The following is a 14,050-nucleotide window of genomic DNA, read 5'->3' as shown; positions in this document are numbered from 1 at the left end:
TCTTTTACAGCGGAACCTCTGTCCAGTTGCGCGATCAGTTCCTGTTTCGGCCTGTCCTGATCCGCTATCCGACTTCTCACTTCCTGCCTTGATTCGTTGAAGGGCTCCCGCCCGCCGTTTCTACTGCAGCGCCGTCTGCACCGCCTGGGCAAGGGCCTTGAGCGATACGGGCTTCATGACAAACACCCGGATCCCGAGCTTCTTCGCCTCTTCCTCGCTGATCCGCTCGCTGAAACCGGTGGTCAGGATGATCGGGAGGTCGGGACGGATCTTCAGCATCTCCCGGGCCAGATGGTCGCCGGTCATGTTCGGCATCGTCATGTCCGTGATTACGAGATTGAAACGGGCCGGATTCGTGCGGAACGCCTCCAGGGCATCCAGGCTGCTCAGCCTGACCGATACGTCGTACCCGAGGGAGGTAAGCATCTCCTGCCCCAGGGCGGCAAGGGGCTCCTCGTCGTCAACCAGGAGAATGCGCCCCTTCCCCCTGGGCGGCGGTTCGGCGTCTCGTCCGGCGCCCGGCTCGTCGGCCTCGACGAGCGGCAGGGAAACCGTGAAGACGGACCCCTTCCCGGGCTCGCTCTCCACGGAGATGGATCCTCCGTGGTCCTTCACGATGCCGTACACCACGGACAGCCCGAGCCCCGTCCCCTCTCCGGGGACCTTGGTCGTGAAGAAGGGATCGAAAATCCGATTCCGCACGGAGGCGTCGATCCCCTGGCCCGTGTCGCTGACCGTCAGCATCACGTACGGCCCCTCCCTGAGCTCCGAGTCATAGAACGGGTCGTAAACCGTTATCTCCTTCTGACCGAGGCTCACCGCCAGGATTCCTTCCCGGTCCCTCATCGCATGGATCGCATTGGTGCAGAGGTTCATGACGACCTGGTGAATCTGGGTGGGATCCGCGAGAATGATGTCCTTTTCGGTTCCATAGTTCTGCCGGATCTCAACCGTGGAGGGGCAGGAGGACCGCATCAGCTTCATGGCCTCTTTCACGATGGGCGCCACGGCAACGGGTTTCTTCTCCTGCTCCTTCTGGCGGCTGAACGTGAGGATCTGGTTGACCAGGTCCCGGGAGCGGTTGCAGGCCTTCAGGACCTGGTCCAGGTAGGACCGGATCTGCGGCTCGCCGGCCTTCAGCCTTGCCAGCTCCGTGTATCCCATCATGGCCCCGAGAATGTTGTTGAAATCGTGAGCGATTCCCCCAGCCAGCGTACCGATGGCCTCCATCTTCTGGGCCTGGCGGAGCTTGGATTCCAGTCTGACCTCTTCGGTGATGTCCCGCTTCAGCGAGATGAATCCGGTGACACGGCCCGACGAGCTGATAATGGGGCTGATGGTCGCGTCTTCCTGGATGAGCATTCCCCTCTTGTGACGGTTTGTAATCCGCCCCGTCCAGATGCTTCCCCGCTTGATCGTACTCCAGAGCCGCTCGTAAAAGGCCCTGTCGTGGACGCCGCTCTTCACGAGTCGGGGCGTCTGGCCGATCGCCTCGTGCCTCGAGTACCCGGTGATCTTCTCGAAGGCCGGGTTGACATACTGGATCACTCCCTCGGGATCCGTGATGATGATTTCCTCTGCGGCCTGTTCGAGGGCCAGGCTCAGGCGCTGCAGCGCCTCCTCCGAACGCTTTCTCTCCGTCACGTCGCGAATGATGGCCTGAAAATAGACCTGCCCCTGCAGCTCGATGGCATGAAGAGCGGTTTCCGCTTCGATGATCGTGCCGTCGGGACGGCAGTGCTGCCACTCGTAGAACTGGGGCTCCCCTGACATGGCGGCGTCCCGCTTCTCCCTGGCGGCCTCGATGGACGGCCGACCGTCCGGCTGACGCGGGGGCGATGACAGGGTGAACGGACGGCCGACGATATCTTCCTTTGAGGGAAAGCCGAACATCTCCAGCGCCTTCCGGTTGCAGTCGATGAACTGCTCCTCGTCCCAGATGATGATGGCGTCGTTGGCGTGTTCGAACAGGACCCGGTACTTTTCCTCGCTGTCCCGGAGCTTCCGCTCCGCGTCCTTCCGCTCCGTGATGTCCAGCATCGTGCCGATGACCGCGGGCTGTCCCCGGTACATGGTACGGGAACTGAATACCTCGACGTGCCTTATGTCCCCGTCTTTTCTGCTGACCCGGAAATCATACCGGAGGGATTTCAGTTCCCCCGAGAGCCTTCTCGCCAGCATGTTTTTGACCAGGGGCAGATCCTCCGGATGAATCACGTCATCGACCAGCAGAACGCCTGTAACCTGGCCGGCTTCGTATCCGATAATGCGGGCGAACTCCGCATTGATATACTGAAACGTGTTGTCCTGGACGAGATAGATGCCGACGACGGATTTTTCGGCCAGATCCCGGAACTTGCTCTCCGACTCCAGCAGGGCTTCGTCCATCCGCTTGCGATCATCGATGTCCGTATGGGTGCCGATCGCCCTGAGCGGCTTGCCGTCCGGAGTCCAGATCATGACCCGGCCCCGGTCGAGGATCCACTTGTAGGAGCCGTCTTTGCACAGCAGGCGCTGCTCGCAGGTGTAAACCGGCGTCTCGCCCCGGAAGTGCCGGTCCAGTTCCTCGTGGGCCCGAGCCTGGTCGTCCGGATGGAGCAGCCGCTCCCACTCGTCCAGCGAATCCCCGATCTCGTCTTCCCCGTAGCCCAGCATGGCCTTCCATTGTCTGGAATAGAGGACCCTGTTCGTCTGGACGTTCCAGTCCCAGAGGCCGTCGCCCGCCCCTTCGAGGGCGAACTGCCACCGCTCCTCGCTCTCCTGCAGCAGCCGCTGCGACCGCCGGATCTCGCTGAAGTCGATGGCGACTCCCCGGATGCCCAGGATGCCTTCTTCCTTCTGGATGAAGGAGGAGGAAACGAACAGGGGAAATTCCTCGCCGTTCTTCCGGATGGCCGTGTACTCCGACCGCGTCTGTGTCAAATCTCCTTTCATTGCCAGGGCGACATTTTCAGAGACCCGCCCGTGGTCCGTCGGGGCGATAATGTTCAGGAAATGGATACCGGCGGCAAGCTCCTCCTCGGAATAGCCGAACAGGGACAACCCGAAGCGGTTCATGAAGGTGAAAACGCCCCGCTCGTCCATTTCATAGACAACCTGGGGCAGGAGTTCCGCCAGGTCCCGGAACCGGGATTCGCTTTCCCTCAGGCTGTCCTCCATGCGCCGCTTTTCCGTGACGTCCCGGGCCGTGATCACCATGCCCTGAATGCCCGGCGACTCGGCCAGGTTGTTGCCCACTGCCGCCAGCCAGATCCAGGAGCCGTTTGCTTTCCGGATCCGGAACTCCGTGGGAACGCCCGTGTTCTCCCGGCGGATCACTTCGGCAAACTCGGCCAGGACACTCTCCACGTCCTCCTCGTGGATCAGCGGGAAGGGGCTGCCGCCGATGAAATGGCCGGGCGGATACCCGAGGATCCGGGCCGTCGAGGGTGATTCGAACGTGACATTCCCCCGGGCGTCCAGGACGATGATGATGTCCGACACGCTGTCCATCACCCGGTTGAACTGATCCCGGCTCTCTCGCAACTCGGTCTCGATCCGCTTCCGCACCGTGATGTCCCGGATGAACGCCAGGGAGGCTTTTCTTCCTTCATACTCGATGTCTATTGCGGACACCTCGCCGTGCATGACGGACCCGTCCTGCATCCTCAGGCGAACCTCATAGACGGCGGGCGCGGGTTTCCCCTCCCGGCGCAGCCGGTGGTACTCCATCACCATGGGCCGGTCGTCCGGGTGGATGAATGCTCCAAAAGGCCGCTGCACGGCTTCCTCCCGGCTTCCTCCGAAGAGCTGCGCGAACTTGTCGTTCACGTAGACGTATTTTCCCTCCTGGACAATGAGGGAGACATCGTTGGCCTTGTCGAGGATCATCTGGAAAAAACTCGGGGGAGGGGCAAGCGCTGAGCCGGAATCCTTCTGCACGCCTCCCCCGCAGGGCAAGCCATCTCCGACGGCCTGTCCCCGCCGACCGGCTTCGGCGAGCGTGTCCTCCAACTCGGAGATCCGGCTTTCTTTTTCCTCCAGTTCCCGGAGAAGCTGTTCCCTCGTCCTGTCATCGGATCCCATGAGCAGACCTCCGAAAAACCATGCATTGCCGGTTCATCCGTTTTCACCCCCGGCGCGGCACGGGCTTCCTCTCGCCTGCGGGAAGGCAGATCAAATTTTTGACGCCGCAAGCAAATTCTTGACTCCGAGGGAACCCCCACAGGCACCCCTGCTTCGGGGCAACTCCCTCCCGACCCGGAACAGCAAGGCTTCGCACGGCATCGGTCCCACTGGAGCGTGCGCAACCGAAATCAGATGTGCAAAAAAAAGGCCATGTCCGGAAGGAACATGGCCTCTCGCCCCGCAGGGGGTCTTTCATGGATTCGTTCACAGCATCTCGAAGATGCCCGCGGCCCCCATCCCGCCGCCGATGCACATGGAGACGATGCCCCGCTTGGAGCCGCGGCGCTTCATCTCCGCCAGGAGCTGGGCCGTGAGCTTCGCTCCCGAGGCGCCAAGGGGGTGCCCCAGGGCGATGGCGCCGCCGTTGGGGTTGATGTCGCCGGCCTTCAGCCGGTCCTCGATTCCCACTACCCGGATGCTGTAGAGAGCCTGGGAGGCGAAGGCCTCGTTGATCTCGAAGACATCAATGTCCTTCGCCTTCAGCCCGGCCTGCTTCAGGACCTTGGGGATCGCCACGGCCGGGCCGATGCCCATCTCTTCCGGCGGGCAGCCCGCCACGGCGAAATTGGTGAGCTTCGCCAGCGGTTTCACGCCGATGGCCTTGGCCTTCTCCGCCGTCATGACCAGTGCGAAGGCAGCGCCGTCGGTTGTCTGGGATGAATTGGCCGCCGTGACGGTCCCGCCGTTTTTGAACGGTGACTTCAACTTGGCCATGTCGGCCAGGCTGACGGGCCATCGCACGCCGTCGTCGGTGTCGAATGTGAAGGTTTCGCGGATCCGCTCCCCGTCCTTCGTGACCTTGTAGCGGTAGGCCTGGATCGGGATGATCTCGCCCTTGAACTTGCCCGCCTTGATGGCCTCGTAGGCCCGGCGATTGCTCTCCATGCCGAAGGCGTCCATGTCTTCCCGGGAAACCTTGTAGCGCTCGGCAACATTCTCCGCCGTCAGGCCCATGGAGATGTAGACCCAGGGCAGGTCGGCGGGCCAGTCGAAGTTGGGTCGGAGCACGCCCCCGCCCATGGGGATGTGCGACATGGACTCGCAGCCCCCGGCGATGATGACCTCGGCCCATCCGTTGTTGATCCTCGATGTAGCGTCGGCGATGGACTGGAGACCCGAGGAGCAGAAGCGGTTGATGGTCATGCCGCATACCGGCTCGGGGAGCCCGGCGCCGACGGCCAGGATTTTCCCCATCTGCATGCCCTGCTCCCCTTCGGGGAAGGCGCAGCCCACGATCACGTCGTCCACATCGGCCGGGTCCAGGGACGGCACACGGGCCATCAGGCCCTTGATGACCTGGATGCCGAACTCGTCGGCCCTCGTCCCCGCAAGGCCTCCCCTTCTCGAACGCCCGCCGGCGCTCCGGACGGCTTCCACGATAACAGCTTCACCCATGATATTCCTCCTTCATAAGCGGCGGGACGCGGCTCCCTCGAACCGCGCCCCGATCATTGTTGGTTTAGTTGCGCAGGGGCTTGCCCGTCGTCAGCATGTGCATGATCCGGTCCTGGGTCTTCGATTCGCCGCAGAGGGAAAGGAACGCCTCTTTCTCCAGGTCCAGGATGCTCTGCTCCGTCACGAACGTCCCCTCGGCGCAGTCTCCACCCGAGAGGATGTGGGCGACCTTCTTGGCCACGTGGACGTCATAGTCGGAAACGTAGTTCCCGTGCCGCATGTTGTAAAGCGCGGCGTTGGCGATGCCCCGCAGGCTCTCCCCCATGACGGGGATCAGGGCCGGCCGGGGCGGCTTATAGAACCGGGACATCCCCAGGACGAGTTCCTTGGCGTCCCAGAGGTGCTGGTCGCGGTTCAGGCTGATGTTCTCCGTCCTGCGGATGTATCCCAGATCCATCGCCTCGGCGGCGCTGGTTGATACCTTCGCCGTGGCGATGTTCTCGAAGGCCTTCGCAAAGAACTGCTGCAGGTTCAGGCCTCCCTCCACGGCGCCCGCGGGGATGCCCTCGGTGAGGCGCAGCACCGTCTCCTTGCAGCCGCCGCCGGCGGGGATGACGCCGACGCCGACCTCCACGAGGCCCATGTAGGTCTCGCCGCAGGGCTGGCACCGCGCGCCGTGCATGGCGATCTCGCACCCGCCGCCCAGGGCCAGGCCGGCCGGGGCGGTGACCACGGGCTTCGATAGGTACTTCATGCGCATCAGGGCGCTCTGGATGCCCGTGATGGAGTCTTCCACGAAGTCCCAGGCCCCGCGCTGGATGGCGATCAGGACCTTGAAGACGTTGGCGCCGGCGGAGAACGCCCGGGGATCGTGGTTGCCCACGACCATGCCGAGGAAGTCCTTCTCGACAATGTCGCAGCCCTCGGTGAGCATGTTGATCATCAGGTCGTCGATGGCGTTCATCTTGCTGTGGAACTCGAGGCAGACGACGCCATCGCCCATGTCCACCAGGCTCGCGCTGGCGTTCGACCGGATGACCTTCTGCCGCTCCTTCAGGGAGGGCAGGAGGATGATCTTGGGGTTTTCCTCCAGCTTCACGTAGCCCTTCTTGCCGAAGTCATAGTAGTACTGGCCGTCTTCTTTCTTCAGGTAGAAGGACTCGCAGCCGGCCTTCAGCATCTCTTCGATTTTCTTGGGCACCTTCTTCTTCAGCTTCTTCATCACCTCGACGGATTCCCGCACGCCGACGGCGTCCCAGGACTCGAAGGGGCCGAGTTTCTGGTTGTAGCCCCACTTCATGGCGTTGTCGATTTCCAGGACCCGGTCTGCGATCTCGGGAATCCGGTTGGCCGCGTAGATGAAGTTGTTGCAGAAGAACTCGCGGACGAATTCCGCCGCAGCGTCGTTGCCGTTGAAGAGGGCCTTCATCTTGTCGGCTGTGTCTCCCTCCGCCTTGTTGGCCGCCGCGACGGAAGCGAAGGAGACCTTGGCGGGTGCGCCGTACTCCAGGGTCTTCCAGTCGATGACCAGCTTCTGCTTCTTGCCCCGCTCGTCCTTTGTCTTTTTGTACATGCCCTGCCTGGTCTTGTTGCCGAGCCACTTCTTCTCCATCATGGCCGTCAACCAGTCGGGGGGCAGGAACCAGTCCCTCATCTCGTCGTCCGGGACGGCCTCGTAGAGGTTCTTCATGACGTGATGGCCCGTGTCGAGGCCCACGAGATCCATGGTCCCGAAGACGGCCGTGCCGGGCCGGCCCATGGCCTTGCCGAAGATGGCGTCGATCTCCTCCACCTTCATCCCCTTCTCGATCATGAGATGAATGATGTTGGAGATGTCGAACAGGCCGATGCGGTTCCCGATGAAGTTCGGCGTATCCTTGCAGATGACGACGCCCTTTCCGAGGACGTCCTCGCAGAACCGCGTCATGAAATCGACGACTTCCTTCTTCGTCTCCTTCCCGGGGATGATCTCGAGGAGTTTCATGTACCGGGGCGGGTTGAAGAAGTGTGTGCCCAGGAAGCGCTCTTTCATTTTGGGGCTGAATTTCGCCGCGATGTCCCGGATGGGAATCCCGGAGGTGTTCGTCGAGACGATGCAGCCGGGTTTCAGGTATTTGTCGATTTTGGCGAAGAGCTCCTGCTTGATCTTCAGGTTCTCGACGACAACCTCACAGACCCAGTCCACATCGGCCAGGAGGTCCAGGTTGTCCTCCAGGTTTCCGATTTTGATCATGGAGGCGTTTTTCTTTGCGAAGAAGGCCGCCGGCTTCGCCTTGGTAACGCCGGCCAGGCCGCCCGCGGCGAACCGGTTCCGCCAGGCCGGGCTCTTTTCCGTGAGCCCTTTTGCCTTGTCGGCGTCCGTCAGCTCGAAGGGAACGATGTCCAAGAGGACGCACTCGATTCCCGCATTGGTCAGGTGGGCCGCGATGGTGGCTCCCATCACGCCGGCGCCGATTACGGCGGCTTTTTTAATCTGATAGGACATGTTTTTTCTCCTCTTCTTTTTATCATCCGGCCGACGCCGCCGTATGCCGTTTCAGGTCGCAGCAGCGTCCGTCGCGGATCTTGTGGGGAAAATCCGACCTGTTTTTAAAAACCGCCTACACGGAGAAGGATTCGTCGGCAATCTCCAGGGCAATCTTGTCGCCGATCTTGATGGCCTCGCACCGCCCCTTGATGGTCGGCAGGATCTCCGAGGCGAAGAACTTCGCGCTGGCGATCTTCCCGGTATAGAAGGCCACGTCCCGGTTCTCGCGAACGAGGGCCCGCTGCCGCCCCTTCGATTTCTCCGCTCCCGCTTCCGCATAGATGGCCTTGAGTTTTTCCTCGGCGATGGAGGCGGCCTGCAGGAGGAAATGCCCCATCAGGACATCGCCCATGATGTCCAGGAACGGCGATGCATAGAGAATGGGGATCAGGAAGCTGCCGCTCTTGCCGAGGGAGGCGAAGGTCATGGTGAGGTCCATCAGGGCCCCTACGGCCTCCTCCAGACGGCCGGCGTAAGCCTTCAGGTCCTCGCTGGCCTTCGCCGCGGCGACCGTGGCGCCCATCTCGCCCAGCATGTTCATCATGTTGGCGCCCTTGCGCATTCCCAGTTTCCGGCCCACCAGGTCCAGGGACTGGATCCCGTTGGTTCCCTCGTAGATGCTGGCGATCTTGCAGTCCCGCAGGTACTGCTCGACCGGGTACTCCTGGCAGTAGCCGTAGCCGCCGTATACGTCGATGGCCTTGCCGCAGACCTCGAAGCCGCGGTCGGAGGAATAGGCCTTGCAGATCGGCGTCAGCAGCTCCACAAAGCCTTGCCATTTCTCCTTCTCCGCATCCGTCCCGGCCACCTCAGCCCGGTCCATGCAGCAGGCGGTGAAGTAGTTCATCATCCGCAGCCCCTCCACGTAGGCCTTCATCCACAGGAGGTCGCGCCGAACGTCGGGATGTTCGATGATGGCAACGGCCTTGGCGTCGGGATTCTTCATTTCCCAGACGGGAGTGCTCTGGATCCGTTCCTTGGCGTACTGGACCGCATGCTCCAGGGCGGCGGAGGCGTGGCCAAGGCCCTGCATGCCCACCTCGAGGCGGGCTTCGTTCATCATGTGGAACATGACGCGCATGCCCTCCCGCTCCCTGCCGAGAAGCTCGCCGATGCACTTTCCGTCCTCGCCGAAGTTCAGGGTGCATGTGGCGTTCCCCTTGAGGCCCATCTTGTGCTCGACGTTCCCGGTGTTGACGTCGTTGGGCTCGCCAAGGCTGCCGTCGGCGTTGACGCGGATTTTCGGCACGATGAAGATCGAGATGCCGCGCGTCCCCGGGGGATCCCCTTCGATCCGGGCCAGCACCGGATGCACGATGTTCGAGGCCAGGTCATGGTCCCCGGCGGAGATGAAGCACTTGGTCCCGGTGATGCTGAAGGTCCCGTCGGGATTCCGGCGGGCCGACGTCTTCAGGGCGCCGACATCGCTCCCGGCACCCGGCTCGGTGAGGCACATGGTGCCGCACCACTCGCCGGCGAACATCTTGTAAATGTATTTCTTCTTCTGCTCTTCCGTCCCGAACCGCTCGATGAGGCCGGCCGCCCCGAAGGTCAGGCCGCTGTACATGAGGAACGCGATGTTGGCGGAGGCGAACAGCTCCGTCATGGCCGTAGCCACGGAGATTGGCAGACCCTGTCCGCCGACATCCGGGGATTTCGTCGGGCAGAGCCAGCCGCCTTCCACGAATTTTTTGAAGGCGTCCTTGAAGGGCGCGGGCGTCGTCACCTTGCCGTCCTTCAGGTGGCAGCCCTGCTTGTCACTCTCCACATAGGTCGGCAGGATGTTGGTGACGGCCATTTTTTCCGCCTCATTGAGCATCATGAGGATGTCATCGCTGGAAAAATCCTTGAATTTCTCGCTTGCGAACAGCTTGTCGATCCCGAGCTGCTCGAAGAGCACGAACTGCTGATCCCGCATGTTCACCAGTGAATTGCCCATGATTCAGGAACCTCCTCTTTCGTAAAATGGTTATCCAACTCGATCGCCCGGCTGCGCCGTCCGGCCCGCCGGCTCAACACAAAACCCGCGGAACTTCGCTTCCCGCCGCCGGCTGCTCCGGCGATCACCTTTTCAGTCCCTCGATGAAAAAACCCAGCATGGAGTGCACGGTCGTCAGGATTCGCTCCCGCCTCCCAAACTCCGGCCCCGTATAAAGATGAAGCGATATGGCGCCGTTCAGGAGGCCCCAGACGGCATTGCGGATCGTTCGCAGCCGGATGTCCGGCCGGAATTCCCCGCGCTCGATTCCGTATCGGAAGATTCTTTCGATCCCGTCGGCGGCTTCATTGGTCGTCCGGATCAGCCGGTCGTTCAGATCGGAGGACTGCTCCCGCTGGTCGCTGTGAAGCATGAACGTCATCAGGATCCGGAACAGCTCCGGTTCGGTGAGGAAAAAATCCACGTAGAGATCGGCGGTCTTCCGGAGGATCGCCGACGCTTCGCCTCCCTCGTCGAAAGTCGCATCGATTTTCGTCCGGAATTTCCCGATCTCCATTAGCAGGATATGGGTGTAAATCTCTTCCTTTCCGGAGAAGTAAAGGTAGATGGACCCCTTGCTGAATTCGGCTTTCCGGGCGATGCTCTCCACGGTGACGTTCCGGAAACCCTTCTCCAGGAAGAGTCTCCGGGCCGCTTTGAGGATGGAGTTTCTGCGGCTGTCTTTTTCCCGTTGTCGTCTTTCTTCGAATCCCATCACAGCGTTCTGAAACCCGAGGCGGGCCGTTCGTATGCAAATGGCTGCAAGTGAAGGTTGTGCGGTATTCCGCAATAAACGCAGTATTTTTTGCAAGAGGGGTGCCAACCGGCGGTCAGCTTCTATCAATTTGTATTAATTGACGAATCTTTATGGCTGCTCCTCGAAGGGAAAGCAAACGCACCATATGTTGCGCATTAGCCTCCATATGTTGAGAGCCACTACTTATGAAGCGGTCCCGGCTATTACGCCTTTTGCGATGATGAGGAGCCAGGGGGTGGATTGCGGTCGGAGCCGAAGGAGCGACCAAGATCGTGGACGGAAGGGAAGGCGGCGGGACACGGGGCCGTAGGAGCGGTCTCCATGTCCCGCCGCGGCACAATGCTTATGTCAGGACGATCAGGGCGTCCACGACGACGGGGTCTTTCCCGGAGAGAATCACCGGGTTCAGGTCGATCTCCTGAACGGAACCGAAATCAAGCCCGATCCGTCCCAACCGGATCAGCATATCGGCAAGGCGGTCGCGGTCCGCCGCCGCCATGCCCCGGACCGCGTCGAGAATCGCGTGGGCCCGGATCTCCCGCATCATCGCCATGGCGTCCTCCACGGAGAGGGGGGCTCTCCGGAAGACGATGTCCTTCAGGATCTCCGTGAAGATCCCGCCGAGGCCGAACATGACGCAGGGTCCGAACTGGCCGTCCCGGGTCAGTCCCATGACGAGTTCGCGGCGCCCCTTGACCATCTCCTGGATCAGGACGCCGCCCTTGTGGCCCTCCAGACCTTGCTTGATCTCCCGGAAGGCCGCCAGGGCCTCGGCGTTCGTCCGGACATCCACGCGGATCAGCCCCTTTTCCGTTTTGTGGGCGACCTCGGCGGAGCATCCCTTCATGACGAGCGGATACCCGATCTCCGCCGCCGCCCTGGGGACTTCCTTTTCCTCGCCGACAAGGACTTCCCGCGTCACGGGGATCCCGCAGGCCTCGAGGACCCGCTTCGACTCGTACTCCGACAGGACCTTGCGCCCTTCCCCGAGGACACCCTCGATGATCTTCATGGCCGGCTCCCTGTTCATGACTCTACCCCCTTCCCGCAGCAGCACCCGTAGTAACGGTTGACGTGCCCGATGGCCCGCATGGCATCCCCGATCTCGTCAAAAACGGGCAGTCCCCGTTCCAGGAACGCCTCGCGGACCTTCGCATGAATCTCCACGACGTCCATGTCGGGGAATCCTCTCTTGGCGTTCGGAAGGACGAAGACGACGGGCTTGTCCGTTTCCACGGCCACGGCCTTCATCCGGTCTGCCAGCTCCCGGTATGGAAACACCTCTTCGACCGTCTTGCCCTGGTCCTGCGCCAGCCCCTTGAAATGGTGGGTGAGGACGATCAGGATCTGCAGATCGATCCGGCTGTCGCCGGCCACGGCACGGAAAATCTTCTCCAAGAGCACCGGTGGCGCATAGGGATTCGCAACGTCAACGGGGTTGACGCCGCTCGCACCCGACTTGGGCAGCAGGGCCTCGACCTGGCCCCTCGCATCGGCGCCCAGGGGCGGGGCTTCGAGACCGAATGTCTCCGCGGCGTCGCAGGCGGCGATGCCCAGGGCCCCTCCCCCGCCGGTGAAGGAAAGGCCGCGGTACACTTTTCCGGGGAGCAGCGAAAAGGCCAGGCAGGCCTGGGCCATCTCCTGCAGATCCCGCACCTGGACCGCTCCGGCCTGCCGGAGAACGGACTCCCAGATCACCCGGCTGCCGCCCAGGGATGCCGTGTGGCTCACGACGGCCCGGCCGCCCGCCGACGACAGGCCGCCCTTGAGGATCACGACGGGCTTCTTGCCCGAGGCGGCCTTCAGGGCGTCCAGAAATTCGCTTCCGTCGCGGACCCCTTCCACATACATGGCGATGACCCCGGTCTCCGGATCGTCCGCCAGGTAGCGCAGGAGCTCCGCCTCCCGCAGGTCGGCCCCGTTCCCGAAGCTGACGACCTTGCTGAAGCGCAGCCCCATCCACATCCCCGTCATCATGAAGTCGCTCGCCAGGCCGCCGCTCTGCGACAGGAAGGCGACGGGGCCGCTTTCCCGCGACAGGTCGGGATTCGGGAAGAAGGTGAGGCCGCTCTTCGGGCAGTAGATGCCGAAGCAGTTGGGCCCGATCACCCGGATTCCCGATGCGGCGATCCGTCGGACCTCGTCCTCACGGCCCATCCCCTCGGGGGTCCCGAGCTCCTTGAACCCGGAGGTGATGATGACGGCCCCGGCGGCACCTTTTTGCCGGCCGGCCTCGAGGATCGGGATGACCGCCTCCGCGGCCACGGCGATGACAATCAGGTCCAGTTCGCCCGGAATGTCCTCCACGTTTTTATGAATGCTCAGCCCGGCGATCTCCCCGCCTTTCGGATTGACGGGGAAGACCTCCCCCTCGAAGCCCATGGCCAGGAGGGATGTCAGGTATCGTGTCCCGAAACCGATGCCGCCGCCCGGGGATACCCCGACCACGGCTACCCGGCGCGGATGGAAGATCCGCTCATAGTCCGTTCCCCCCGCACGGACCGCATCGCGATCCGCAGTGCCGGAAGAACCGCCGTTTTCCGTTCTCATGCCGCCTCCTTTCTGCGTCCTGTTTTCCGTTCTGCTATTTATCTTGTATACGATCTTTCATGGCAAAACATTTCAGCACCACAGGTCCTTCAGCATCCGTTCGAGAAGCAGCCTTTCCTCCGGCTTGAAAACGGACAGGACCTCCCTGTTCATGGCCTCGACATCGTTCAGCATCGCGTCGCGGATGCCGATGGCTTTCTCCGTCAGGTGGAGATTCGTGACCCGCCGGTCCCCGTCTGGCGTGCTCCGGATGAGCCACCCGCCCTCCTCCATCCTGGCCAGGACGCCCGAGAGGGTGGCACTGTCCAGGACGAGCCGCCGGCCGATTTCCCCCGCCGGGAGCCCCTCGTCCTGGAAGAGAGCGGTGAGAACGAGGGACTGCATGGGCGTGAGGCCGTAACGCTGGAACATGGGCTTGAACCGGCTGTGGACCCGCTGGTTGGCCTTCGCCAGGATGAACAGGATGACGTCTTCGTAATGCAAAGCTCCCGCCCCCTTTCGATGTCTTGCATACGAGATATAAAAAACGTCCCTTCGTGTCAAGGGCAAATCGTTTCCGCTCCGACATACTCCCGGGTTCTGCAGATCCGCATGTCCGGGCGACATCTTCGGGGCACGGACGCAAGGGAGGGTGGTTTTCGAATGCAAGGGCCGGACGGGGAGAACGCCGCAGACG

Annotated in this window: 8 protein-coding genes; all 8 read right to left on the bottom strand. The window is 62.3% G+C overall.

The genetic code is table 11. The features are described 5' to 3' along the window. Nucleotides 1-120 precede the first annotated feature (120 nt). Nucleotides 121-4,065 carry a PAS domain S-box protein gene (locus HPY65_06235; GenBank protein NPU84070.1) on the bottom strand — a complete coding sequence of 1,315 codons (3,945 nt, stop codon included), beginning with the start codon at nt 4,063-4,065 and terminating at the stop codon, nt 121-123. 306 nt (nt 4,066-4,371) lie between these two features. Next, complete coding sequence (locus HPY65_06230; GenBank protein NPU84069.1) at nt 4,372-5,562, bottom strand: thiolase family protein; 1,191 nt, start codon at nt 5,560-5,562, stop codon at nt 4,372-4,374. A 64-nt stretch (nt 5,563-5,626) separates the two neighbouring features. Continuing rightward, nucleotides 5,627-8,047: a 3-hydroxyacyl-CoA dehydrogenase/enoyl-CoA hydratase family protein gene (locus HPY65_06225; GenBank protein ID NPU84068.1), complete on the bottom strand. Its 2,421-nt coding sequence runs from the start codon at nt 8,045-8,047 to the stop codon at nt 5,627-5,629. Nucleotides 8,048-8,162: 115 nt separating this feature from the next. Then, a complete protein-coding gene (locus tag HPY65_06220) occupies nt 8,163-10,028 on the bottom strand; it encodes an acyl-CoA dehydrogenase (protein NPU84067.1) in 1,866 nt (621 codons plus the stop codon). A 124-nt stretch (nt 10,029-10,152) separates the two neighbouring features. After that, nucleotides 10,153-10,782: a TetR/AcrR family transcriptional regulator gene (locus HPY65_06215; GenBank protein NPU84066.1), complete on the bottom strand. Its 630-nt coding sequence runs from the start codon at nt 10,780-10,782 to the stop codon at nt 10,153-10,155. Between the two features lie 385 nt (nt 10,783-11,167). Continuing rightward, nucleotides 11,168-11,836 (bottom strand): acetate--CoA ligase family protein, encoded by a 669-nt coding sequence (locus tag HPY65_06210; GenBank protein NPU84065.1) that lies wholly within the window; start codon nt 11,834-11,836, stop codon nt 11,168-11,170. 14 nt (nt 11,837-11,850) lie between these two features. Continuing rightward, nucleotides 11,851-13,374, bottom strand: a complete 1,524-nt coding sequence (locus tag HPY65_06205; protein ID NPU84064.1) for a hypothetical protein — start codon at nt 13,372-13,374, stop codon at nt 11,851-11,853. A gap of 72 nt (nt 13,375-13,446) precedes the next feature. After that, nucleotides 13,447-13,857 (bottom strand): MarR family transcriptional regulator, encoded by a 411-nt coding sequence (locus HPY65_06200; protein ID NPU84063.1) that lies wholly within the window; start codon nt 13,855-13,857, stop codon nt 13,447-13,449. Between the last annotated feature and the right edge of the window lie 193 nt (nt 13,858-14,050).

This window comes from Syntrophaceae bacterium, from assembly GCA_013177825.1.
GTDB lineage: Bacteria > Desulfobacterota > Syntrophia > Syntrophales > PHBD01 > PHBD01.
This window is presented reverse-complemented; position numbering and strand designations above follow the sequence as displayed.